Raw genomic sequence first — 24584 nt, forward strand, 5'->3', positions numbered from 1 at the left:
CGGCCGGAACGTCTTAAGCGTTTGTCAGACGTTCACGCGTCGGCCGGGACGTCTGCTTCTGTATCGAAGTCCTCCAGCGCGTCGAGGACCGCCTGCCGGTACGCCGAGAGGTCCTCGCCGTACTCGGCGCGGGCGCGCTCGGCGTACTCGTTGCCCTCCTCGTCGAAGGCCTCGACGCGGTCGAGCGTGCGCTCGGCGGCCTCCACGACCCAGCGGTCGCGGACGGCCTCGTCGACCATCGTGATGGACTCCGGCCGCAGGGAGACGTTCACGGACCCGTCGTCGGTCTCGAAGGTCCGTGGCTTCCCGACCACGGCGACGTACGTCGGCGTCTCGGCGTCCCGCAGCGTCGACGCCGCCTCGGGCTGGTACTGGCCGGCGTACACGAAGAACGTCCCCGTCGGGTCGACGACGCGGCCGCGCCAGTACTCCGAGTCCTCGCCGATGTCCTCGGTCTCGGTGAGCGTCCCGGCGACGAACACGCGGTTCGAGCGCTCTCCCGTCGGCAGCAGCGCGTACAGCGGCGCGCGCTCGTCGTCGGACTCCTTGAACGTGAACGTGGCGTCGTTGAACTCGGCTGCGAAGACGCGTCGCGCGACCTCGCGGGTAGGTGCTCCACTCATTTACATCGACCTCGCTCGAATCAGCACGGATTCCGGGTCTGGCTGGTCGTCCAGCAGCGTCGTCTCGTTCGCGAGCACGTAGCGGCCGAACGTCGGCCCAGTGACCCGGTAGTACTTCCCCAGAATCTTCGCGCGCATCTCGTCGGCGACGACGGTCGTGTCGAGGGCGTCTTTGGCCATCTGTTTGGCCTCCTCGAGGCCGATGTCCGTGAGGTCCTCCGTGGCTTCCTCGTCGAAGATGACCTCGTGGACGTCCGTGCCGTCGTCGAGCACGCCCTTGATGCGGAGGTCGAACTCGCCCTCGACCTCGCCGTGCTCGTTACAGCGGCCGTTCTGGAGGACGCGCGTGCAGTCCTCCTCCGGGCAGCGCTTGATGAGGCCGCTCCCGGACTGGACGTCCACGAGCGCGCCCTCGACCTCGTCCTCGTTGTCGCCGACTTCGAACTCCTCGTCGACCTCCTCGATGGTCGTCGTCTTGTTCAGTTTCACCGAGTACCGGCCCTCGTACTCGTCGGTGACGACGTTCCCGAGCCGGTACGTCTTGCCCTCCTCGAGGTTGGCGAGGTCCGACTTGGCCCACTTCGTGAACTTGATGGTACCAGTCGGGTCGCCGAGCAGGCCGACCTGCCCGACGGAGTCCGAGCGGGGCTCCCAGAGCTCCACGACTTTCGCCGTGATGTCCACCCACTGCTCGGCCTCGTCGACGTCCTCGACTTCGACGGTGTCGTTGCCGCCACCGCCGGCGAGGTCGTCGCGGTCGAGGCCGGCCTCGTCGAGGTAGTGGTTCTCGACGCTGCGGCGGGCCTCGTCTACCGGGACCTTGTACTCCGTAACCAGTTTCTCCAGCCGTGCTTCCACGTCGTCGACGGTCGCGTCGACGTGCTCCGAGAGGTCGTCGTGGACCTCCTGAGCCGTATCTGAAAGGTCGCTCATGGTCGTGTGTCCGTCTCCGCGTGTGTTTCGATGGGAGACGTATCGGTGTTGACTCCCGACCACCTTTAAATCTCCGCAACCGGGGTGAAAGTGGTCGGCAGGCGGCCGGAGACAGGCATTTGGGCCGCCCCGTCGAACTGCAGTCCATGCACCACTCGACCGGGGGACCGGCGCCGTGACGCGGACTGTCGTCGCCGTCCTGCTCGCCGGCGGCACCGGCACCCGGCTGTACCCCGCGAGCCGCAGCCACCGACCGAAGCAGTTCCTCGCGCTCGGCGACGACGACGACGACGACCGCAGCCTCCTCCGCCGCACCGCCGACCGCGCGAGCTTCGCCGACGACGTCGTTTCGGTCACGCGCGACGAGTACGCCGACCGGGTCAGCGAGACCGTCCCCGAGGCCACAGTTCTCACCGAACCCGCCGGGAAAGACACGGGGCCGGCGCTCGCGTACGCCGCCAGCGAGGTCCGGGAGAGATTCGACGAGGACGCGGTGATGCTCTGTCTCCCCAGCGACCACGTCGTCGGCGACGGCTTCCGGGAGACCGCCGAGACGGCCATCGACGTCGCCGCACGCACTGACGCGCTCGTCACACTCGGCGTCGAACCGGACCGTCCCGCCACCGGCTACGGGTACATCGAGCCGGGCGAAGACCGCGGCGACCACAGCGAGGTCGCCGTGTTCCGCGAGAAGCCGGACGCCGAGACGGCCGAGCGCCTGCTCGAACAGGGCTGCCTCTGGAACGCCGGGATGTTCGCGTGGAGGCCAGCGGCCTTCCTCGACGCCGCCCGCAGCGGGCCACTCGCACCGGTCGTGGACGCCCTCGACTCCGGGACGGACCCGGCGGTCGCCTTCGACCGCGTCGACCCCGTCAGCGTCGACTACGCCGTCCTCGAGCGCGCCGGCGACGTCCGGGTCGTCCCCGCTGCCTTCGACTGGGACGACGTCGGCGCCTGGGACTCGCTCGGCCGCCTGCTGGACGGCGAGAACGCTGTCTTGGGGGACGCGACGACCATCGACGCCTCCGGGAACGTGGTCGCCAGCGACGACGACAACCACGTCTCGGTCGTCGGCGTCGACGACCTCGTGGTCGCCGCCTACGACGACCGCGTGCTCGTCGTCCCGAAAGAAGACACCCAGCGCGTCCGCGAAGTGGTCGCTGAACTGGCGGACGACGGGCTGTTTTGAGTGGTCTCGGTAGCGCTATCCCGGTTCTGGACCTGGCGTTGCAAGTGGGTCAGCAGCGCGATTCAGCGGGGTATGTACCACTCGTCGAATCACGACACGTAAATCGCCTCGGGGTCAAGCCCCGAGGCTTTCGCGTGGACTCCCGTTCTATCCCCCAACTGAGGCAGGGGGTGCGTACTCCCCGCTTACGTTCAGCGTCCCGCGATTCAAGCGCACATCTACGGGTGCGCCTCCATCGCCTGCGTTTTGCCGACGACGGAGATACTGCAAACCGATGTTCTTCGAGGCGTTGTAGTCGGCGTGGTTCTCATACCCACACTGCTGGCACTCGAACGACTCCCCGTTCCGGTTATCGTCGTGGGTAAACCCACACGTCGAGCAACGCTTCGACGTGTTGCGCGGGTCAACCTGCACGGTTTCGACGCCGTGTTCTTTGGCTTTGTATTCGACGTACTCGTAGAGGCGTCGGAACGCCCAGACGTGTTGCCACGTCGCCTCGGGGATATTCTCCCGAATGTTGGTCAAGTCCTCGAACACGATGTGCGAACAGTCGTTCTCGACGGCCTCCTCGATGAGTTCGTTCGCCACCGTGTGAAGCTGTATCACGTCGGGGGGTCGTCCCGCCATCGTAGCGTGGTTTGTGTCATCTGGTGTCGGCTTCCTCCCCGGCCTCAAGGGTCGGGGCATCCGCCTCGTACCGCCTGTGAACTCGAAACCTGTTCTCCGGACGGACAGCCACAGTCGAATGTGGGATGGATACGTCAGTCCGCGGCGTGGGCCTGGCCCCCGCGGTTCTCGTCCATTCCGCTCTCACGATGCAGCCAGTAGAGGACCAGGAACAGCCCCGTTGCCAACACGTTCAGTACCATCTTGTAGTTCATTTCGATCCCGACCTCGGCTATCTGGACGCTGTCGGGTGACGGGATCACTCCGGCAGCCAGAAAGACGAAGTGGATGATGACCCCGGTTACCACGGCAGAACCGAAGATCATCAACGAGAGGACGACAGCGAACGTCGTCCCGTAGTACTCTCGATAGGCGTCCATGATGGGCGGGACGATCAGGTCGGCGTAGATGTATGAGAGAACCGACCCGAATGGCAGGCCGTTGCTGAACAGCACGGCACCGAAGGGGACGTTCCCGACGGAGCAGACGAACGTGGCGACGCCGATGATCGCGCCGAGAACCGCGGTCCAGAAGATGTACACCGGAACACCGAATGTGGCACCGGAGAAGACGGCGGTCCAGACCGACTCGGGGATGAACCCGGCAATCAGTCCGGCGAAGATGAACCCGATGGCGATCTCGTCCCAGAGCATCCCCCACTCCTTCCACTGCTTATCGGCTAGCGCCTTCCAGCCCTCCATCGACGTGGCCTGTTGAATGATCGTGGTGTTGGCCTCTTCAGGATCGAAGCTCTCCTTGCACGACGCCGAGCAGAAGTGGTAGGTCTCACCGCCGTGTTGAATGGTGTGTTCGGTCTCGCTGGGGTTGATCTCCATCCCGCAGACCGGGTCCCGGACCGTCTGCTCTCTCTCATCGCGGACGTTCTGGCGAGCCTGCTCGACGACCTCGTCGGGGACGAGGTAGACGAAGCCGAACGCCATCATCCCGATGAGTACGAACCCGCCCACGATGTCGGCGAGGAGGAACTGCCAGCCGAGCAGTATCCAGATGACGGCACCGATCTCGATGACGAGGTTCGTCGAAGCGAACATGAACGCCCCCAATGTGGCGGCGGCGGAGCCGCCTTTCTTGAAGAGGTTCTTCGCGGTGGCGATGGCCGAGTACGAACACGACGAGGAGACGAACCCGAACAGCGATCCGTACCCGATCTCCCGGAGTCCGTGCCCCTCGAGCAGTTCGCTGACCTCCTCGTTCGAGGTCCAGGCTTCGACGCCGCCCGCGATAGCGAATCCGACGACGAGCGCCCACCACGTGATCCAGGCCATGGCGGCTGTCGTCGTCAGAAACTGTCGGAAGCTCTCGACGAAGAACGCCCCGAGCGGCTGGTTCGTGGTGAACACGCCGATGGCGACGGTCACGAGCGCGATGACCGCCAGTATCGCGTACTCAGTGCGCTCCATGTGTTCTGATGGGAGAGCCACACTTACCGGGATTGTGGCTTCCAATCCAGTCCGAGTAACCGGCTGTGAGTTTGGAACCTAAAATGCTGAGCGACCCTATTTTGTTCCTCTCTCTTTTCCGAACCAGATAAACCGAATCTGTAGCTGATAGAATCTACGTGGTGGATTCGCCGGTCTGCTTACTGACTCGGCTGTCTCATATCCCCGTATTCGAGATGACTGAATCCCTCGTGTGAGCAACCACTGTCATCCCCGCAGTCGGCCGCCGTCGACGGGCACGCTGGCGCCGTTCACGAAGCTCGCGCGGTCGCTCGCGAGGAACGCCACCACGTCGCCGAGTTCGCCGGGGTCGCCGACTCTGTCCAGCGGGATGTCGTCGCTCCAGGCCGCCAGTCCCGCCTCGTAGCTGTCGTACTCGCCGCGCTCGACGGACGCCGCCACGAGTTCCTCGATGCGCGGCGTCTCGTGGGCACCGGGCTGGACGACGTTCGCGCGCACCTCGGGCGCCCACTCGCGGGCGACGGTCTTCGCCAGCCCGACGACGCCCCGCCGGACGGCGTTCGACAGCACGAGCCCCTCGATGGGCTCGCTGACGCTCGTCGACGTGATGCAGGTGACGGTGCCGCCGTCGCCAGCGACGAGGTGCTCGTGGGCGGCGTCCAGCGTGCGCACGACGCTCATCACGAGCAGGTCGAACGCCTCGTACCAGTCCTGCTCGCTGGTCTCGAGGAACGGCCCGCTCGGCACGCCGCCCGCCGACGTGACGAGGTGGTCGAGTCCGCCGAACTCATCGACGGTCGCCTCCACGACCGCGTCCACGTCGTCGGGGTCGGTGATGTCGGCCGGGACGGTGTGGACGTCGCCGGCTGCCCCGTCCCGGACGTCCTCGGCTGCCGCCTCGAGTCGGTCCGCGCTGCGCGAGCACAGCACCACATCGGCGCCCTCGCGCGCGAGCGCCGCCGCACTCGCCTTCCCGAGGCCGCTCGACGATGCCGTCACGAGCGCCGCGTCGCCGTCGAGTGTCAGGTCCATGCGACTGGGTGGGCCGGCCAGGGGCTAAGTCGCTTCGCCGCCGGCAACTGCTGGAACCTAAACATCTATCAACGCTCTATCGAGTACGCCGTAGCAGTCGGCCGCGTGCCGGCCCATACCACCGTGACGATACACTTCGACGTCGCGCCCGACGACGCCGGCGCCCGGACGCTCCGCGTGCGGGACACGACGGAGGCCGAGCGGTTCGACCTCCACGCCGACCGCGAACTATCGCCCGAGCAGGCGTCGACCGACGAGTTCTCGCGGCCCGTCGACGCGGCAGTGGTGCTAACAGTGGGAGAACTCCACTTTCCGCTCCACAACCCGGCGGTGTTCTTTCAGCAAGGGTCGGCAGTTCACCGGAGTGAGGACGAGGCGTCGAGCGAGTGGCTACAGCGGGGAACGTACGAGGTGGACGTGCTCGTTCCAGCAGTAAAGACGTACGTGAAGGTGTGTGATGCCCGGGTTCGGGCACGGTTCGGGGACGGACACACCGTCCTCGAGGTCGACCCTGGAACGAGACTCGTCGTGGGTGCGCGGTCGCACCACGAGCAGCCGGCGGGCACTGTCACGACGACCGAAGACCCGCGGGACGTGATGCGGGCGATTTCGACGTTCGGGTCGGCGCTGAAGACTCACTCTCCGGACCGGTCGTGGCCGACGCTGCGCGGACATCCGCCGGCGCTCGAACTCGGGTCGAGTCTCGAGGTGCCGGACGCCGTCGCGCCGCCGGAGACAGGTGTGACCATCGAGGTGCCACCCGACTACGGGCCGATTTTCTCGGTGGCGCCGCTGGCGTACTACCTCGGCGCCACCGTCGAGCCGGGCAGTCGGCCCCGGCTCCACACTGAAGGAACAACGCACGAATTCGACCCGGACGCACTCGCCAGCGAGGTTGCCGACGTCCTCGAGCACTGTTTCGTGCTGGACGGAACTGTGCGGACTGCGGGTGTCTACCCGTACCGTCACGAGCAGGCCGACGTCGTCGACGAACGGACGAACCTCGACCACGAGCGGCTGTTCGAGCTACCGCTGGCAGAACGGACGGCCGCGTACCTCGACATCCCCCGCTCGGTCACCGCCGAGCTCCTGCGGTGGCACTTGACAGCTGACGTCTCCCCGGAGGCGCGCTACGCGGCGGCGCTGCCGCACCTCGTGAACGCGCTCACCGCCATTCGGAGTCCGCCACCGGAGCCGTCGCGCGTGGAGCGGGCGCCCGAGCCGAACGCGCTGGCGCGGTCGCTCGCGCAGGACCCCGACGACGCCACGACGTTCGTCCGCCCGCAGGACGCCGGCACCCCCGGACACGCCTGGGTCGGGGAGGGGTTCGCGGTGGAAGCGGCGAACCCGACGGTAGGGTCGTTTCGACGGGGGTTCGAGTGGCCGTCCGGCGAGGGGCCACTGGACGTCCACGTGGTGTACAACGACGAGCGGCTGGACGCCCCAGACGAGCTCGCCTACAGTGTCCACGAACTCGCGGACACGAGTGTCAGGGTGTCGGAGTCGCTGCCGACGGTGGAGTTGCGGGAGGCGTTGCTGGAGGACACCGACTTCCTGCACTTCGTGGGACACGTGACCGAGCGGGGGATGGTGTGTCCGGACGGGGAGCTGGACGTGCGGACGCTGCCGATGACCGGCGTGGGGGCGTTCTTCCTGAACGGGTGTCGCTCGTACGAGCAGGGGTTCGCGTTGCTGACGGCGGGGGCGGCGGGTGGTATCGTCACCGTCGACGATGTCGAAGACGAGGTCGCCGGCGAGGTCGGGTATCAGGCGGCGATGTTGCTGGATGCCGGTTTCCCGCTGTACGCCGTACTGGACGTGCTCGACCGGACTGAGGTCGACACGAGCCGGTACACCCTCCTCGGCGACCCAGCGCTCACGCTTCGGCGGAGTGCGAATGGCGTGGCGGACCTCTGGACACCCGTAGCTGGTGGCGACAGCAACGCCGACGAGATCCAGTTCTCGTCGACGCTGTACCCGACTGGCGAGAACGGGCTCGGCAGTCTGTATTCGTTCAACCACGGGTCAGGTCCGCCCTCTCTCGGGTCGGCGAGACAGACGTCATTCGTGCTGTCGAACGACGATCTTGCCGGGTTCGTGGAGAACCACGTATCACCGTTGCTCGTAGACGGCCGGCTCCAGCCAGCCAACTCGTTCACGGTCGACGACTTCCAGTAGGAGCACGCGCGGGTCTGACAACGCTTATCCACCCGTCGGCGACTACGTGGGGGGGAAGCAGCTACGAGGACAGCGTGACGATCCAGTTCGAAGTCGACGGTGACGGTCGGACGCTCCGAGTGGTAGACACTGCCGAGAGCGAGCGGTTCGACCTCCGCGCCGACCGCGAACTATCGCCCGAGCCGGCGTCGACCGACGAATTCGCGATGCCGGTGCAGGCCGCCGTCGGCATCGAGACCAGCGAACTCCACTTCCCGCTGTACCGGCCCGCCGTGTTCTTCGAGGACGGCGAGGCCGTCCACCGGACGGAGGACGAGGCGTCCAGCGAGTGGCTGGACCGGGGAACGTACGAGGTTGACGCGTCGCCGCCGGGCGCGAAGACGTACGTGAAGGTGTGTGACGCCCGAGTTCGGGCGCGCTTCGAGGACAACCACACCGTGCTCGACACCGAGTCGGCCACCCAGCTAGTCGTCGGTGTCCGGTCGCACCACGAGCAGCCGGCGGGGACAGTGACGGTGACAGACGACCCGCGGGACGTGATGACGGCGGTTTCGACGTTCGGGTCGGCGCTGAAGACCCACTCTCCCGACCGGTCGTGGCCGACGCTGCGGGGCCACCCGCCGGCGCTCGAACTCGGGTCGAGTCTGGACGTTCCGGATGCTGTCGCACCGCCGGAGACGGGCGTGACCATCGAAGTGCCACCCGACTACGGGCCGATTTTCACGGTTGCACCGCTGGCGTACTACCTCGGTGCCACCGTCGAGCCCGGGTCGGAGCCGGCGCTCCACGCGGCCGGCCGGACGCAGTTCTTCGACGCGAACGACCTCGCCGCCGACGTGCAGGCGACGCTCGAACACCTGTTCGTGCTGGACGGGGTCGTCCGGACGGTCGGCGTCTTTCCGTTCCGGCACGAGCAGGCCGACCGCCTCGAGGAGCGCGTCGACCTCGACTACGAGCGGCTGTTCGAGTTGCCGCTGGACGAGCGGACTGCCGCCTACCTCGACGTGGCCCGTTCGGCGACCGAGGGGCTCGTCGGCTGGCACTCGACGGCGGACGTGGCGCCGGAGCCGCGGTACGTCGCGGCGCTGCCGCACCTCGTGACCGAGCTCACCGCGATTCGGAGCCCGCCGCCGGAGCCGTCGCGCGTGGAGCGGGCGCCCGAGCCGAACGCGCTGGCGCGGTCGCTCGCGCAGGACCGCGACGACGCCACGACGTTCGTCCGCCCGCAGGACGCCGGTACCCCGGGGCACGCCTGGGTGGGTGAGGGGTTCGCGGTGGAGGCGGCGAACCCGACAGTGGGGTCGTTCCGGCGGGGGTTCGAGTGGCCGTCGGGCGAGGGGCCACTGGACGTCCACGTGGTGTACAACGACGAGCGGCTGGACGCCCCAGACGAACTCGCGTACGACGTGCACGAGACGGCCGACACCGACGTGCGGGTGTCGCAGTCGCTGACCACGGTGGAGTTGCGGGAGGCACTGCTGGAGGAGACGGACTTCCTGCACTTCGTGGGGCACGTCACGGAGCGGGGGATGGTGTGTCCGGACGGGGAACTGGACGTGCGGACGCTGCCGACAACGGGTGTAGGGGCGTTCTTCCTGAACGGGTGTCGCTCGTACGAGCAGGGGTTCGCACTGCTGACGGCGGGGGCGGCGGGTGGCATCGTCACCGTCGACGACGTCGACGACGAGGTCGCTGGCCGGGTCGGCCGGGACGCCGCGCTGTTGCTGGATGCCGGTTTCCCGCTGTACGCCGTGCTGGACGTGATCGACCGCTCGGTCGCCGACGCGAGCCGGTACACCCTCCTCGGCGATCCGACGCTCGCACTCCGAAGGAGTGTGAATCACGTGTCGACCCTCTGGACGCGTACCGCTACAGCCGAACCAGACGACGGTCGGACACAGTTCACGTCGACGCCGTATCCGCACGGCGAGAACGGGCTCGGCAGTCTCCTCTCTCGGCACTACGGTTCAGCGCCGACGTCCCTCACCTCCGCGAGTCCGACCAGCGTCGCGGTCTCGCCGGACGAACTCGCAGCACTCGTCGGGAACGAGCAGAGCCCACTGCTCGTCGACGGCGACCTTCGTCAGGCGAACGCGTTCTCTGTCGACGACTTCCAGTAGGAGCACGTCGCCGGTCTGACAACGCTTATCCACCCGCCGGCGACTACGGACACGGAGGCAGTCCCGGGGGATTGCGTGACCATACAGTTCGACACGGACGACGACGGTCGGGCGCTCGAAGTCCGCGATACGACGGAGGGAGAGCAGTTCACGCTCCGCGCGGACCGCAAGGTCACGCCCGTCGCGGCGTCGACCGACGAGTTCGCGATGCCGGTGGACGCCGCCGTCGCCGTCGAAGCCGGCGAGCTCCACTTCCCGGTGTACCGGCCGGCCGTCGTCATCGAGGACGGCGACGTCGTCGACCGCATCGAGGACGAGGCGTCCAGCGAGTGGCTACAGCGGGGCACCTACGAGGTGGACGCGTCGCCGCCGGGCGCGAAGACGTACGTGAAGGCGTGTGACGCCCGGGTCCGGGCGCGGTTCGTCGACGACCGCACTCGCCTCGACGTCGACCCGGCGACGAGACTCGTCGTCGGCGTGCGGTCGCACCACGAGCAGCCGGCGGGTACCGTCACGACGACGGAGGACCCGCGGGACGTGATGCAGGCCGTCTCGACGTTCGGGTCGGCGCTGAAGACCCACTCTCCCGACCGGTCGTGGCCGACGCTGCGGGGCCACCCGCCGGCGCTCGAACTCGGGTCGAGTCTCGAGGTGCCGGACGCCGTCGAGCGGCCGGAGACCGGCGTCACTATCGAGGTGCCGCCGGCGTACGGGCCGATTTTCACGGTGGCGCCGCTGGCGTACTACCTCGGCGCCACCCTCGAACCCGGGGCCGAACCTCGGCTCCGCGCGGCCGACACGACCCACGAGTTCGACCCGGACGCACTCGCCAGCGAGGTCGCCGACGTCCTCGAGCACTGCTTCGTGCTGGACGGTGTCGTCCGGACGGTCGGCATCTACCCCTTCCGACACGAGCAGGCCGACCGCCTCGAGGAGCGCGTCGACCTCGACTACGAGCGGCTGTTCGACCTCACCCTCGACGAGCGGACTGCCGCCTACCTCGACGTGCCCCGTTCGGCGACGGAGGGACTGGTCGGCTGGCACCTGACCGCCGACGTTGCGCCGGAACCCCGGTACGCGGCGGCACTTCCGTACGTCGTCGACGAACTCGCGGCCGTCCGGAGCCCGCCGCCGGAACCCCGGCCGGCAGCGCGCTCGCCGGAGCCGGACGCGCTCGCTCGCTCACAGGCCCGGACGTCCACGGCGTCGGCAGACGTGCTCGTGCCCGACCCGGTCGACACCCCGGGGCACGCCTGGGTCGGGGAGGGGTTCGCGGTGGAGGCGGCGAACCCGACGGTGGGGTCGTTCCGGCGGGGGTTCGAGTGGCCGTCCGGGGAGGGACCTCTGGACGTCCACGTGGTGTACAACGACGAGCGGCTGGACGCCCCGGACGAACTCGCCTACGACAACCACCCGACTGCGGAGACGAACGTGCAGGTGTCGCAGTCGCTGACCACGGTAGAGTTGCGGGAGGCGTTGCTGGAGGAGACGGACTTCCTGCACTTCGTTGGCCACGTGACCGAGCGGGGAATGGTGTGTCCGGACGGGGAACTGGACGTGCGGACGCTGCCGATGACCGACGTCGGGGCGTTCTTCCTGAACGGGTGTCGGTCCTACGAGCAGGGGTTCGCGCTGCTGACGGCTGGAGCGGCGGGTGGCATCGTCACCGTCGACGACGTCGAAGACGAAGTCGCTGGTAAAATCGGGTATCAGGCGGCGATGCTGCTGGACGCCGGCTACTCGCTGTACGCCGTGCTGGACGTCCTCGACCGGACCGGAGTCGACAGGAGTCGGTACACGGTTCTCGGCAGTCCCAGACTCAAGCTACGTAGTACGACGGGTGTCGCGCTCCTCCGAGAATTCGACTCGTCCGATGTGGCGACGACCGACGGAGCTCTCCCAGTGCGTACCCACACGTACCCTGAAAGGACGACCTCACTGGGTGGATACCTCACCACCAACTACGTCGATGCTGCCGATTCTCTGGTGTCTGCGGACCCCGTCGAGACAACAATCACGCGAGCAGAATTCGAACGGTACACCGACACTCAGCCCCTACCGACTCTCGTCGACGGCGACCTCGTCCTCAACACCGACCTCTCCCTCGAGGACTTCGACGGCGCCTAGTTGCCCCAGAAGTTGTCGCGGCTGCCCAGCCGCTCCATCGACCCATCGTCGTCGTCATCGTCGTCCTCGTCGCTGTCGTCGGCTTCGGCTGCCTCGTCGGCTGCCTCCTCGTCGTCCTCGTCGTCCTCCTTCTCGGGGAGTTTCTCGAGAAGGTCGGCGCGGGCGTAGTTCGGCTTCACCTTCGAGATCTCGGCTTTCACGCGGGCCGGCGGCAGCACGCCGTCGACCATCACGATGAACCCCGAGTCCTCCTGGCGGCCGACGCCGGCGCCGCTCTCGTGCATGTCGTCGACCTCGATGACTACCTCCTGGCCGGGCACCACGGGCGCGGTCTTCAGGTCCTCGATGGGCTGGCTGTAGTGCTGGCACCACTCCATCCCGCCGCGGTCGCCGTAGTGCTGGCACCCCATTCCCTCTATCTGTTCCTGGAAGCTGGGGCACTCGTCGGCGAGGGGGCAGTCGGCCATACCACACGTTTCTGGCCGGCGGTCTAAACCCTTGCGGCACGCTCTGCCGCGACACTGGCGGCCGGCGTCGACGCCCCTCGCCCGCTAACTCCGCCAGAGAAGACGGCTACGCCAGCGGCGTCCGCTCGACGACCTGCCCGTCGTACGTGGGGTACTGCTCGACGATCTCGCCGTCGTCGACGTCGCCGTCCTCGATCATCTCCTCGAGCAGCCACCACGCCACCTCGACGTGGTTGGACTTCACCGTGTAGAACTCCTCGGGGATGCCGAGCGCCTCGAAGCGCTCGGGGGCGACGGTCGTCTTCCCGTAGACGAGCGTGCCGTCGTCCGTGACTTCGTCGAACTCGCGGCGGACGTTCTGTGCCATGCGCTTGAGCCGCGAGCGGTGCTGGGCGGCGTCCTTGAAGACGCTCGTGCAGAAGTACACCTTCTCGTGGTCGGCCATCTCCTCGAGGATTGCGTCCTTCGAGCCGTCGACGGCGCTCATGTGGTCCTCCTGGAGCTCGTAGCCCTCCGCCTGCATGCGCTCGTAGTTCCCGTCGCTCATCTCGAACTCGTTGACGTTGCAGAAATCGGCCGCGCCCTCGTCGAGGAACTCCAGGAACTCCTCCTCGGCGCGGATGCCCGGAATCTCGAAGGCGGGCGTCAGGCCTTCCTCGCGGGCGATGTAGAGAATCTCCTCCCACTCGGTGCCGTGCATGTCGCCCCACAGCTCGTACGGCGGGTGGAACCGAATCTCGTCGAGACCCGCCTCGCTCAGGCGCCGCATGTTCTCGCGGCCGCCCGTGATGCCGGTGTAGAGGTGCGTGTGGTGGTCTTCGCCGAACTCGTCTTTGAGGCGGCGGAGGTACCGACAGGTCCGGTCGAGGACCTCCTGGGGTTCGCCGCCCGTGATGGACGTGCCGAGGGCGTCCATGAGCTTCGCCTCCTCGACGATGTCGTCCTCGGTCTCGACGGGGCGCTCGTTGGCGTACACCTGGTGGACGTTCTTCCGGTTCTCGCCGAGCGGACAGTAGAAGCAGTCACGCTGGTCGCAGTACCCGTAGACGAAGAGGACCATCTTCCCCCCTTCCGCGCACTGCTCGCAGCCCTTGGAAATCATCTGGTGACCAGTGCGTACTGCTCCGAGCCTCAAAAACCGACCGGAACGACCTCCGGGTCGTCGAGTCGCGTTCCGGGCGTCCGGTCGACGGACTGGCGGCGGGACGCGCCGACTGCCTCCCGGGGTTCGGGAGCGACCCCCGAAGACAAATATGGGCCGGCCGCCTACCCACTGGCAGATGCTGCTGGTCCTCTGCGTGGACCTCGACGACGACCTCGGGCGGAAGACGGGGGTGCCGACGCCCGTGGTCGGCCGCAACGAGGTCGAACACGCCGCGGTCTCGCTAGCGGAGGCCGACCCCGAGGACAGCGACGTGAACGTCCTCTTCGAGGGCGTCCACCTCTACGACCAGTACAGCGCCGAAGAGGAAGTGGAAGTTGCGGCGGTGACGGGCGTGGAGCGCGGGGACGTCGCAGCGAACCGCAAAGTCGGCCGGGAAGTCGACGAGGTGCTGGCCGGGCTGTCGACGGACGACCCCGTGCGGGCGGTGGTCGTGACCGACGGGGCACAGGACGAGTCCGTCGTGCCCGTGATTCGCTCCCGGGTGCCCATCGAGGCTGTCAAGCGCGTGGTCGTCCGGCAGGCCCAGGACCTGGAGTCGATGTACTACACGCTCAAGCAGGTGATGAACGACCCCGAGACCCGGGGGACGATTCTGGTGCCGCTCGGCATCCTGTTGCTCATCTACCCGCTGGCGGTGCTCGCCGACGTGCTCGGGCTGCCGGGGGCGGTCCTCGGCGTGTCGTCGGCGGCAATCGGGCTGTACGCCCTGTTCCGGGGGCTCGGGCTCGAACGCGTCGTCGACGACGCCGTCGGCCGGCTGCGGGACAGCCTCTACACCGGCCGCGTGACGCTCATCACGTACGTCGTCGCGGCGGCGCTGCTCGTCATCGGCGGCGTCGAGGGCGTCTCGCAACTGGAGTCGGTGCGCGCGCAGGTCGGCGGCGACCTCGCACCGAGCACCGTCGTCGCCGCGCTCACGTACGGCGCCGTCCGGTGGTTCGCGGCGGCCGGGCTCACGACCAGTCTCGGGCAGGTGACCGACGAGTACCTCGCCGACCGGTTCCGGTGGCGGTACCTGAACGCGCCGTTCTACGTGCTCTCGATCGCCGCCGTGCTCCACATGCTGTCGGCGTTCTTCCTCGACTACGTCACGCTCACCGAGCTCGCCGCCGTACTGACGGCCGGCACGCTGGTGAGCGTGCTGTCGACGCTGACGTTCGCCGTCGTCGAGTCCTGGCTGGACGGGCCGGACGCCGAGGCCGCCTGACTCAGACGTCCCGTTCGACGACGAACTCGGCGAGATACTCGAGGTAGTCTTTGGCTTCGCCGTCCGGGAGGTTCAGGTCCGCGAGTGCGGCGAGCGCGCGGTCGGACTGCTCCCGGGCGAGCCCGTTCAGCTCCTCGGGGGAGCGGTCGGTGACGCGCACGATACTCGGGCGGTCCATCTCCTCGTCGATGCCCGCCGGCTTCCCGAGCGCCTCGCTGTCGGCGGTCGCGTCGAGGACGTCGTCCCGGATCTGGAACGCGACGCCGACGCGTTCGGCGTACTCGCCGAGCGTCTCGACTGTGCGGCCGTCGGCGTCGGCGGCGATGGCGCCGAGCTCCGCGGCCGCACGGAACAGCGCGCCAGTCTTCCGGCGCGCGAGTTCCATGTACTCGTGTTCGTTCTCGGGACGGTCGACGAGCTCGATGGCCTCGCCCTCGCCGAGCTCCACCAGCGAGTCCGTGACACACTCCATCGCCCGGGGGTCCCGGGAGAACAGCGCGAACGCCTCCCCGAGCAGGCCGTCGGAGGCGACCAGGCCCGGGCCGTAGCCGTACTCGGCCCACGCGCTCGGGGAGCCCCGCCGGATCTCGGACTGGTCGATGATGTCGTCGACGACCAGCGAGGCGTTGTGGACCAGTTCGACGCCGACGGCGTAGTCCAGTGCGTCCTCGCCGTCCGCCGACAGCACCGTCTGCTGGCGGGCCGACGAGCCGTCGACTGGCTCCCAGACGTCCCCGCCCGCGGCCTCGCAGACGAGGACAGTGAGCGTCGGGCGGACGCGCTTCCCACCGGCGAGCACCACGTGTTCGAGCTGGTCGCCGAGCTCGGCCGGTTCGACGCCGCCGACCGTCTCGGCGATGCGCTCCTCGATGGCGGCCCGGCGCGCCTCCACGTACTCCATCACCCCCGAATCGGGGTTTCCCGGCCAAGTACCTGACGGGACGTGCCGGTCCCGCCGAGAGTCAGTACTCTACACCGTCGACTGCAGGCGGCCAAAAAACCGGAGAACTGTTGATTCGACCGTCCTCAGACGCTCGGCGGCTCGCCGCCGAACTCCCGCGAGTACCTTTTTCCGCCTCGGGTGCGCTCCGCGCACCGCTCGGCGCAAAAATCTACGCTAAAAAGCCCTCGCCCTCGCGGTGCTCGGGCGAGTGAACCGCGGCCTACGGCCGCGGATGCCACCTTCTTCAGACGCTCGGCGGTTCGCCGCCGAACTCCTCGATGAGCGCCGGCACGACGTCGAAGAGGTCGCCGACGATGCCGTAGTCGGCGATGTCGTAGATGGGCGCGTTCGGGTCCGTGTTGATGGCGATGATGGTGTCGGCGCCCTTCATGCCGGCGACGTGCTGGACGGCGCCCGAGATGCCGATGGCGAGGTAGACGTCCGGCGTCACCTGCTTGCCGGACTGGCCGACCTGCCGGTTCTTCGGCAGCCAGCCGTTGTCCACGATGGGCCGCGACGAGGAGAGGGTCGCGCCCGTCGTCTCGGCGAGCGCCTCGATGAGCTCGAGGTTCTCCTCCTCTTCGATGCCGCGGCCGATGGAGACGAGGAAGTTCGCGTCGGCGATGTCGACGTCGCCGCCGCCGACTTCCTCGAAGCCGTTCACCGTGGAGCCGACGGCGTCCTCGTCGACGTCGACGTCGAACGTCGAGACCTCGGCGTCACCGACGCCCTCGGCGGCCGGCCACTCCGCGCCCCGGATGGAGACGACGTACGGTCCGTCGGCCACCTCGACGGTGGTCTCGACCTTCGACCCGTACATCTCGCGGGTGACTTCCAGGGTGTCGTTGTGCGCCAGGTCGATGGCGTCTGAGACGTACGTGCGTCCCGTCCGGGTCGCCACGGCGGGCGCGTAGTCCAGGCCGTTCACGCTGTTCGGCACCAGCACGAACTCGGCGTCGAGGTCCTCGGCGAGCGCCTCGACGGCCTGCACGTAGACGTCGTGGTTGAACTCCTCGCCGTGCTCGACGGCGTGGACGTGGTCGACGCCCTCGCGGTTCAGGTCGTCCGCGAACGACTCCGTGTCTCCGGAGACGACGGCCGCGTGGAGGTCGGTGCCGGCTGCGTCGGCGAGCTCGCGGCCCGCCGTCAGCAGCTCGAAGCTCACGTCGCGAAGCGCCCCGCGGCGGTGGTCGGCGACGGCGAGAACGGTCATTCGCCGACCACCCCCTTGTCGCGGAGGACGTCAGCGAGCTGCCCGGCCTGCTCGCCGGCGTCGCCCTCGATGTACTCGGCGTCGCTCTCGGTCTCCGGCTCGTACATCGCCGTCACGTCCAGACTGGACTCGACGACGCCCGCGTCCAGCCCGAGGTCGTCGAGGCTCTTCGGCGCGATCTCCTTGGACTGTGCCTGCCGGATGCCGCGCAGGCTCGCGTACCGCGGCTCGTTGATGCCCGTCTGGATGGTGAGCACGGCCGGGAGCTGTACGTCGGTGAGCTCCTCGACGCCCCCCTCCAGCTCGCGGCGCACCGAGGCGACACCCTCGTCGAGCACCGTCTCGGTGTCCAGGTCGTTCACGACGGCCGCCCACTGGAAACCGAGCTCCTCGGCGAGCGCCACGCCGGTCGCCCCGAAGCTGTCGTCGTTGGCCTGTACGCCGGACAGCACCAGGTCGGGGTCCTCCTCCTCGACGACGGCCCCCAGCAGCTGGGCCTTCGTCTCCACGTCGAGCAGTTCCACGTCCTCGATGGCGTCGTCCCAGACCCGGACCGCGCGGTCCGCGCCCTTCGCGAGCGCCATCCGGATGGTCTCCTCGGAGCGCTCCGGGCCGATGGTGACCGCGACGACTTCGACGTCGTCGCCGGCCTCCGCCAGCTGGACGCCCTCCTCGACGGCGTAGTCGTCCCACTCGTTGAGGTCGTAGTCGAGGTACGTGCTCCCGATCTCCGTGCCGGAAATCTCGAAGTCGTCCTCGACGGCGGCCACCTCCTTGACGGTGACGAGAACCTTCATCACCCCGAAAATCGCGCTCCCCGGGGGTAAACGTTTTCGGAACCGCTGGAGCACCGCCGAGAGTTGTTACCGGTCGTCCTCGCCGCCACTGTCGATGCCCTCGCCCGGCAGCGAGATGAGGTTCTCGCGGCCGATGCGGAGCTTCTCCACCCGGTCCTCGTCGGCCATCGAGGACAGCAACTGGGAGACTTTCGCCGTCGACCACCGGGTCTCCTCGACGATCTTGGACTGCTTCATCCGGCCGCCGTGCTCCGCGAGCAGCCGCTCGACGCGCTCCTCGTCGCTCAACAGCTCGGGGTCGACGCCGCCGCCGCTCCCGGCGCCCGCGGACTCGGAACCGTCCGCAGTGCCGTTGCCGCCCGCACCGGCGCCACCGTTCGCGTCACTGGCGCCAGCGCTACCGGAGGCCTCGCCCGCCGACGCGCGCTCCGCGCCCGCGGCGCTACCGTCCGCAGTCGGACCCGCGCTGTCGTCGCCGTCCCCGCCGCCGGACTGCCCCGGCGTCGGGCGACTGGACCGCCGGTACAGCCAGACGCCAACGCCCACTAAGCCGGCCGCGGCGACCACGCCGCCGACGGCGAGCATCGACACGCCGCCGTCCCCACCGAGCGGCGAACTCGTGAACACGAGCGACGGCTCGCCCTCGCCGAACGTCTGTGGGCCCTCCCACTGGTAGGCGCCGCCGACGACGTTCGTGGTCGGCTCGACGGTGTCCGGGTCGTAGTCGTCGGGCGCCCGGATGCTCAGACTCTGGCCGGCCTGCAGGTCGCCGAACCACGACCCCGCGAACGAGTCGACGGTCATCGTCTCGTTGTCCACCGCCGCGAAGTTCGTCCACGTGAACTGCAGAGAGAGCACGCCCGTCGAGTTGTTCCCGCGGTCGACGGTCGTCGCCGCGCGCCGGTCGTCCGTAATCTCCATCGGCCGCCCGACGCGGTCGCTCACGTCGGGCGCCGCCGCCTCGAAGACGTCCACGGAGAAGCCGTTGTCCGTCTCGCCGGCCTTGAACGCGGCCGCGATCCGGTCGAACGCCGCAGTGTCGTTCTCGTCGGTCAGGATGTAGGTCGCGGAGACGTTCCACCGCGCGTCGCCGTCCTCCTCGAGCTGGACGGCGATGTGGACGCCCTCCTGATCGAGGCTCTCCGCCTGGAGCTGCGGGTCGCCGGCACTGGCGGCCGACGGCGCGGTCGCGTCGTCGGCAGCGGCCGCTGGACCGACGACGGCGCCGGCCAGCGGCGCGACGACCAGACACGCGAGAGCGACGAGGAGGGCGGCCTGCCGCATACACCGTGACTGTTCGACGCTCGGGCAAAGTACTTTCCATCCAGTCGACAGGCCGCGGTGGATGCGGTCGGAGAGAACGCTCCACATCGTTTTTCAGCACCCCCCGCGAACGGTCCCCCATGTCCCGCGTCCGCCCCGCCCTCGCCGCTCTCGTGCTCGTCGTCGCCACGGCGGCGACCGGGCTCGCCGCCACGGGGTCGCTGGCTGCACCCGTCCAGCCCGGCGACGACCCCACCGTCGGCGTCTCCGAGAACTCCACTCGCGTCCTCCTCCTCACGCGCGCCGACGCCGCCGCGTTCAACTCCGCTACCCTCTCGGTCACCGACTCGCTGGGCGCCGGCCACGAGGGCGTCACGGCACAGTACCGGCTCGAACGACTCGACAGCGCGCTCGAGAACGCCGCGACCGAGGCCGAACGCAGGGCGCTCATCCAGCGCGAGATCGAGTGGGCGGCCGACCGCACCGCGGCGCTGGTCGAGCGCGAGCGTGCCGCCCGCGAGGCCTACGTCGCCGGTGACATCACTGCCACGGAGTACCTCACGACAGTCGGCGCGGTCCACGCTGCTGCCGAGGACGTCGAGTCGTTCCTCGGCGACGGCAACACCCCGAGTTCGCTGTACACGTTCGCCGAAACCCGCAACTACGGTGAGCTGACCACGACGGTGAGCCGGAACCGCGCCCGGCTTCAGACCGTGCTCGGGCCAGTCCGGGAGCGTGCTGCCGGCGTCGTGCAGGGTGACCGCGAGCGCGTACGGATTCACGTGACTGTCGGCGACGGCGTGATGCTCTCGGCCGTCGATGGCGGCCAGTACGTCCGGGAGACGGTCCGGCCCGGGAACCTCGACGAGGACACAGCGCCGGACTACGGCGACCCGGTGGCGTACATCGGCGAGACCTACCCGTGGGTGAAGAACAACTCCCGGGGCGCGTCGTACTCGCTGCTCGGCCGGTACGCCGTCCTGTTCTCCACGAGTCACGGCCACGGCGAACTGGCGCTGTACTACGACGTCACGACGGAGCGCGTGTTCGTCGAACGTCAGCAGCTACGGCTCTCGGCGACCCCCGTGCGCTACGAGTCCTCGGCCAGTGCGAGCAACACCACCCTGCACGTCTCCCGGACGTACACCGGCGGACCCGTGAACGTCCGCGTGGAGAACGAGACCGGTGGCCCCGTCGACGCGCCCGTCGTCCTCGACGGCGCGGAGGTCGGGTCGACCGGCGAGAACGGCGAGCTCTGGACGGTGAGCCCCGGCGGCGAGTACACGGTGTCCGTGCGGGTCGACGGCGAGACGCTGAACGCGACCGTCGTCGCGAACCCTCGGCCGCCGACGGCGGCCGACGCCGAGAACGGGACGGCTGGCACGGCCTGACTCGGGGGAGCGCAACGACCCGGAAGTTCTTGTCCGGGGACGCGACCACCGGGGAGCGTGGCGCGCGCATTCGCCCCCGTCGCGGCCGTGTTGCTGATTGCAGTCACCGTCGTGGCCGCCGCCGGCGTCCTCGCGCTCGTGCCGGCAGCGCCCGGTGAGCCGCCTGCACCGCGCGGCGTCGACGCCGAGGCCGCCGCGAACGGCACCGTCAGGCTGACGCTGGTGGCCGGCAGCGCCGTCGACCCGGGGTCGCTGTCCGTGCGGGTTCGCGTCGACGGCGAGCCACTCGCCCGCCAGCCACCGGTGCCGTTCTTCTCGGCGGCCGGCTTCTACAGCGGCCCGACCGGCGCGTTCAACGCCGCCAGCGACGCCGACTGGCGGGTCGGCGAGACCGTCTCGTTCAGAATCGCACCGACGAACCGGCCGGTGCCGGGAGCCGGGGACACCGTCCGGGTGACGCTGGTCGTCCGCGGACAGGTCGTCGGAACTGGCGAGACGACCGTCGACGCGCCGCCGTAGCCTCGCTGTCGCCGGGGTCGCGTCAGGCGGCCTCGCCGGTGTCGTCCTCGGCGTCGGGGGCTCGCGCGACGGTGACGATGGCGGGCGGGCTGTTGGGCTGCTTCTGTAGCACCCGGTGCTCGATGTCGTCGAAGCCCGCCTCCCGGAACATCCGGTCGGCCTCCTCCTCGTCGTAGAACAGCATGATGGCGTCCGCGAGCTTCTGGAACACCGTCGACGCCGGGTAGTCAGGGCCGACGACCAGCACCTGGCTGCCGGGCTTCGCGACCCGGCGGAGCTCCCGCAACCCCTCGACGGGGTGGGGCCAGTACTCGATGGACCCCGACGACCACACCACGTCGAAGCTGTCGTCTTTGAACGGCAGGCGCTCGGCGTCCCCGAAGTGGAAGGCGACGGGGTCGTGTTTCCCGAGTTTCTCCCAGGCCTTCTCCAGCTGGTGGGGGCTCTGGTCGAGGCCGTAGACGTCCTCGGTGTGCTCCAGCAGCCCCTCGGTGCCGAAGCCGGTGCCACAGCCCACGTCGAGCACGCGGTCGTCGGCGTCGATGTCCAGCATCGACAGCGCCTCGGCGCGCATCTCCTCGGTCCAGATGAACGTGTTGACGCGGTCGTACACCTTCGAGAGGTACTTGTAGAACGTGCGGGCCCGCGCCTTGTCTTCGAGGACTCCCATCGGCCGAATGTTGGCCTGAACACGCATAATAGCTTCCGATGGCCCTTGAACTTCGCAACTACCATATAGCCCGTGGGCCAACTCCCGACCGGTTAGAGCGTATGCCAAGGCCAGAGGTTCTCGAAGACATCAAATCGGCAGAGTCTGACGCCGACGACATCGTGGCCGAGGCCGAGGAGGACCGCGAACAGCGGCTCTCCGAAGCCCGGTCGCGGGCCGATGAAATCCGCAGCGAGGCGGAGGAGGAGGCCCGCGAACTGAGAGACGAACGTCTCGCGGACGCCCGCGAGGAGATCGAGGCCGAGCGCGAATCCGTCCTCGAGGACGGCGAGGCAGAACGTGAGGAACTCGTCGCCGAAGCCGAGGACAACACCGAGGAGGCGGTGGAGTTCGCGCTCGAACGGTTCACGGAGGCGGTACATGCTCAGACCTGAGCAGATGAGCAAGGTGTCGGTGGCGGGCTCCCAGCGCGTGCTGGGCGACGTCATCGAGGCCATCCACGACCTCGAGCTGGTCCACCTCTCGGACTACGACGGCAACATCGAGGGCTTCGACAACGGCGACCCGATGGCGGGCGCCGACGAGGCCGCCGAGAAGCTGGTGACCGTTCGGTCGCTGAAGTCCATTCTCGACGTCTCCGAGGCGGACGCGGGGCCGACCCGCATCGTCACCGACGAGGCTCTCGAGACGGAACTCGAGGAGATCCGCGTCGAGGCCAACGAGCTCGACGACCGACGCAGCGAGCTCGAGGACGACCTCCGCGACGTCGAAGAGCGCATCGAGGCCGTCGAGCCGTTCGCCGACCTCGGTATCGACCTCGACCTGCTGCGGGGCTACGAGTCCCTCCAGGTCGCGGTCGGTGAAGGCGAGGAAGACGCCGTCGGGCGAGCGCTCCGGGAGTCCAGTCGTGTCGCCGCCTTCGAGACGTTCGCGGGCGACGACACGCTCGGCGCATTCGTCTACCCGAAGGACGGCGACGACGACGCGGCGCTCGACGACGCGCTCGTCGGCGTCGACTTCACCCGCATCGAAGTGCCCGAGGACGCCGAGGCGAGCCCGGGCGAGTACGTCGCGAAGCTCCGCGACGAACGGAACACCGTCGAGACGAAACTCGAGCGCGTCGACGCCGAGCTCGCGGAGTTCCGCCAGGAGCACGCCGGCTTCCTGCTCGCCGCCGAGGAGAAGCTCGCCATCGACGTCCAGAAGGCCGAGGTGCCGCTGCAGTTCGCGAGCACCGACCGCGCGTTCGTCGCCGAGGGCTGGATTCCGACCGACGAGTACGACGCGTTCGACGAGTCGGTGCGGGCAGCCGTCGGCGAGCACGCGGCAGTCGAGGAGCTGGAGCGAGCGGACTACGAGCCGTCGGGTCACGGCCACCAGGCGCCGGCCGAGGACCACGACGATACGCACGCCGACGCCGCGGCCGCCACCGACGGCGGCACGAACGCCGAGTTCGACGAGAGCGACAGTCCGCCCGTCGTCCAGGACAACCCGGGGCCGGTGAGCCCCTTCGAGTCGCTCACCGAAGTCATCAACCGACCGAAGTACACGGAACTCGACCCGACGGTCGTGCTGTTCCTGACGTTCCCGGCGTTCTACGGGTTCATGATCGGGGACCTCGGGTACGGCATCCTGTACACCGCTCTCGGGTTCTGGCTGTACAGCAGCTTCGACAGCGAGATGATCTCGAAGCTCGGCGGCGTCGCGATGTGGGCCGGCGGCTTCACCGCGCTGTTCGGCGTGCTGTACGGGGAGATATTCGGACTCCACCTCATCACTAACTACGTGTGGGAACCCGTCGTCGGGCTCGCCGACGCACCCCTGAAGAAGGGCCTGCACGTCGGTGCGTTCGCCGAACTCTGGCTCGCGGCGAGTCTGGTGTACGGCATCGCGCACCTCACCATCGGCTACGTGTTCGGGTTCGTCAACGAGTCCCGTTCGCACGGCGTGCAGACGGCCGTCACCGAGAGCGGCGGCCAGATGCTGCTGATGCTCGGTGTCGGCCTGTGGCTGTTCAGCACGCACGGGCAGTCCGGCGGCGGTCCGCGCCCCGAACTGCTGTACAGCGTGGTCGAACTGCCGGCTATCGTCGGAATCGTGGGACTGGTCGCTGCGCTCGCCGGGCTGGTGCTGGTCACCATCGGCGAGGGCGCGGCCGGGTTCCTCGAGAGCCCGACGTACGCGCTGGTCAACACCGTCTCCTACACGCGTATCGCCGCCGTGCTGCTCGCGAAGGCGGGGATGGCGTACGTCGTGAACCTCCTCGTGTTCGGGGCGTACGACGTCGACCTGACGAGCGAGGCGGCTCAGGCCCACGGGTACGAGCCGTACACCGCCAACTACCTGTTCGGGTTGTTCCCGACAGAGATCCACCACGAGACCCACTTCATGCTGTTCAGTGGGCCGGGCAAGTATCAGGCCGAGTACTACTCGGTCCTGTTCGACGGCCTCATCCACATGGGGTGGGGCGGTGTGATCGCCGGCGTGCTCGTGCTGGTCGTTGGGCACGCTCTCGTGCTCGGGCTCGGCGTAACATCCGCCGGCTTACAGGCTCTACGCCTCGAATACGTCGAGTTCTTTAACAAGTTTTATGAAGGCGGTGGCGAGAAGTACAACCCGTTCGGTTACACACGCAACTACACCACTGAGGACTAAGTAAA

At 68.4% G+C, this 24584-nt stretch carries 20 protein-coding genes and 1 pseudogene; 9 read left to right on the forward strand and 12 right to left on the reverse strand.

The features are described from left to right. Positions 1-32: 32 nt before the first annotated feature. A complete protein-coding gene (locus LT971_RS02175; RefSeq protein WP_237005211.1) occupies positions 33-623 on the reverse strand; it encodes an RPA family protein in 591 nt (196 codons plus the stop codon). Next, positions 624-1556: a replication factor A gene (locus LT971_RS02180; protein ID WP_237005212.1), complete on the reverse strand. Its 933-nt coding sequence runs from the start codon at positions 1554-1556 to the stop codon at positions 624-626. A 175-nt stretch (positions 1557-1731) separates the two neighbouring features. Here LT971_RS02180 and LT971_RS02185 point away from each other — a divergent pair, with 175 nt between their 5' ends. Next, on the forward strand, positions 1732-2745 hold the full coding sequence (locus LT971_RS02185) for a mannose-1-phosphate guanylyltransferase (RefSeq protein ID WP_237005213.1): 1014 nt from the start codon (positions 1732-1734) through the stop codon (positions 2743-2745). Positions 2746-2794: 49 nt separating this feature from the next. On the opposite strand, the pseudogene LT971_RS02190 reads toward LT971_RS02185, so the two are convergent. The 3 genes and pseudogenes from LT971_RS02190 to LT971_RS02200 form a co-directional block, all read right to left on the reverse strand. Then, positions 2795-3348 (reverse strand): annotated as a pseudogene (locus tag LT971_RS02190) (RNA-guided endonuclease InsQ/TnpB family protein); the annotation flags it as partial. Between the two features lie 158 nt (positions 3349-3506). Then, positions 3507-4832, reverse strand: a complete 1326-nt coding sequence (locus LT971_RS02195) for a permease (RefSeq protein ID WP_280337240.1) — start codon at positions 4830-4832, stop codon at positions 3507-3509. A gap of 246 nt (positions 4833-5078) precedes the next feature. After that, on the reverse strand, positions 5079-5864 hold the full coding sequence (locus LT971_RS02200; RefSeq protein WP_237005215.1) for an SDR family oxidoreductase: 786 nt from the start codon (positions 5862-5864) through the stop codon (positions 5079-5081). Between the two features lie 123 nt (positions 5865-5987). Here LT971_RS02200 and LT971_RS02205 point away from each other — a divergent pair, with 123 nt between their 5' ends. The 3 genes from LT971_RS02205 (at position 5988) to LT971_RS02215 (ending at position 12289) form a co-directional block, all read left to right on the forward strand. Further along, positions 5988-8042, forward strand: coding sequence for a hypothetical protein (locus LT971_RS02205; RefSeq protein WP_237005216.1), 2055 nt, complete (start codon positions 5988-5990; stop codon positions 8040-8042). Between the two features lie 74 nt (positions 8043-8116). Then, positions 8117-10162, forward strand: coding sequence for a hypothetical protein (locus LT971_RS02210; RefSeq protein WP_237005217.1), 2046 nt, complete (start codon positions 8117-8119; stop codon positions 10160-10162). Positions 10163-10237: 75 nt separating this feature from the next. Beyond that, a complete protein-coding gene (locus LT971_RS02215) occupies positions 10238-12289 on the forward strand; it encodes a hypothetical protein (RefSeq protein WP_237005218.1) in 2052 nt (683 codons plus the stop codon). Here the strand turns inward: LT971_RS02215 and LT971_RS02220 are convergent. Both LT971_RS02220 and LT971_RS02225 read right to left on the reverse strand, forming a co-directional pair. Beyond that, positions 12286-12756: a TRAM domain-containing protein gene (locus tag LT971_RS02220; protein WP_237005219.1), complete on the reverse strand. Its 471-nt coding sequence runs from the start codon at positions 12754-12756 to the stop codon at positions 12286-12288. The two genes, LT971_RS02215 and LT971_RS02220, sit on opposite strands and share 4 nt — an antisense overlap. A gap of 106 nt (positions 12757-12862) precedes the next feature. Next, a complete protein-coding gene (locus tag LT971_RS02225) occupies positions 12863-13858 on the reverse strand; it encodes a radical SAM protein (protein ID WP_237005220.1) in 996 nt (331 codons plus the stop codon). 178 nt (positions 13859-14036) lie between these two features. Between LT971_RS02225 and LT971_RS02230 the strand changes: the two genes are divergently transcribed. Then, positions 14037-15128, forward strand: a complete 1092-nt coding sequence (locus LT971_RS02230) for a DUF373 family protein (protein ID WP_237005221.1) — start codon at positions 14037-14039, stop codon at positions 15126-15128. 1 nt (position 15129) lies between these two features. Here the strand turns inward: LT971_RS02230 and LT971_RS02235 are convergent, their stop codons facing one another. The 4 genes from LT971_RS02235 to LT971_RS02250 all read right to left on the reverse strand — a co-directional run bounded on the left by LT971_RS02235 (position 15130) and on the right by LT971_RS02250 (position 19365). Beyond that, positions 15130-16029 carry a polyprenyl synthetase family protein gene (locus tag LT971_RS02235; RefSeq protein ID WP_237005222.1) on the reverse strand — a complete coding sequence of 300 codons (900 nt, stop codon included), beginning with the start codon at positions 16027-16029 and terminating at the stop codon, positions 15130-15132. Positions 16030-16315: 286 nt separating this feature from the next. Beyond that, a complete protein-coding gene (locus tag LT971_RS02240) occupies positions 16316-17284 on the reverse strand; it encodes an electron transfer flavoprotein subunit alpha/FixB family protein (RefSeq protein ID WP_237005223.1) in 969 nt (322 codons plus the stop codon). Beyond that, on the reverse strand, positions 17281-18081 hold the full coding sequence (locus tag LT971_RS02245) for an electron transfer flavoprotein subunit beta/FixA family protein (protein ID WP_237005224.1): 801 nt from the start codon (positions 18079-18081) through the stop codon (positions 17281-17283). Before LT971_RS02245 ends, LT971_RS02240 begins: the two co-directional genes overlap by 4 nt. Before the next feature lie 66 nt (positions 18082-18147). Further along, positions 18148-19365, reverse strand: a complete 1218-nt coding sequence (locus LT971_RS02250) for a helix-turn-helix transcriptional regulator (RefSeq protein WP_237005225.1) — start codon at positions 19363-19365, stop codon at positions 18148-18150. A gap of 119 nt (positions 19366-19484) precedes the next feature. Here LT971_RS02250 and LT971_RS02255 point away from each other — a divergent pair, with 119 nt between their 5' ends. Both LT971_RS02255 and LT971_RS02260 read left to right on the forward strand, forming a co-directional pair. Further along, the gene (locus LT971_RS02255; protein WP_237005226.1) at positions 19485-20735 is read left to right on the forward strand and encodes a DUF7094 domain-containing protein; all 1251 of its coding nucleotides are present in this window, start codon (positions 19485-19487) and stop codon (positions 20733-20735) included. A gap of 57 nt (positions 20736-20792) precedes the next feature. Next, on the forward strand, positions 20793-21254 hold the full coding sequence (locus LT971_RS02260; protein WP_237005227.1) for a type IV pilin: 462 nt from the start codon (positions 20793-20795) through the stop codon (positions 21252-21254). Positions 21255-21276: 22 nt separating this feature from the next. Here the strand turns inward: LT971_RS02260 and LT971_RS02265 are convergent, their stop codons facing one another. Next, entirely contained in the window at positions 21277-21924 is a 648-nt protein-coding gene (locus LT971_RS02265) for a methyltransferase domain-containing protein (protein ID WP_237005228.1), read from the reverse strand. 101 nt (positions 21925-22025) lie between these two features. Here LT971_RS02265 and ahaH point away from each other — a divergent pair, with 101 nt between their 5' ends. After that, positions 22026-22358: an ATP synthase archaeal subunit H gene (ahaH, locus tag LT971_RS02270; RefSeq protein ID WP_237005229.1), complete on the forward strand. Its 333-nt coding sequence runs from the start codon at positions 22026-22028 to the stop codon at positions 22356-22358. Next, on the forward strand, positions 22345-24579 hold the full coding sequence (locus LT971_RS02275; RefSeq protein ID WP_237005230.1) for a V-type ATP synthase subunit I: 2235 nt from the start codon (positions 22345-22347) through the stop codon (positions 24577-24579). The genes ahaH and LT971_RS02275 overlap by 14 nt, the downstream gene beginning before the upstream one ends. Positions 24580-24584 lie beyond the last annotated feature (5 nt).

Origin of the sequence: Halobacterium rubrum (genome assembly GCF_021729015.1) — an archaeon.
In the GTDB taxonomy this organism is placed as follows: domain Archaea; phylum Halobacteriota; class Halobacteria; order Halobacteriales; family Halobacteriaceae; genus Halobacterium; species Halobacterium rubrum.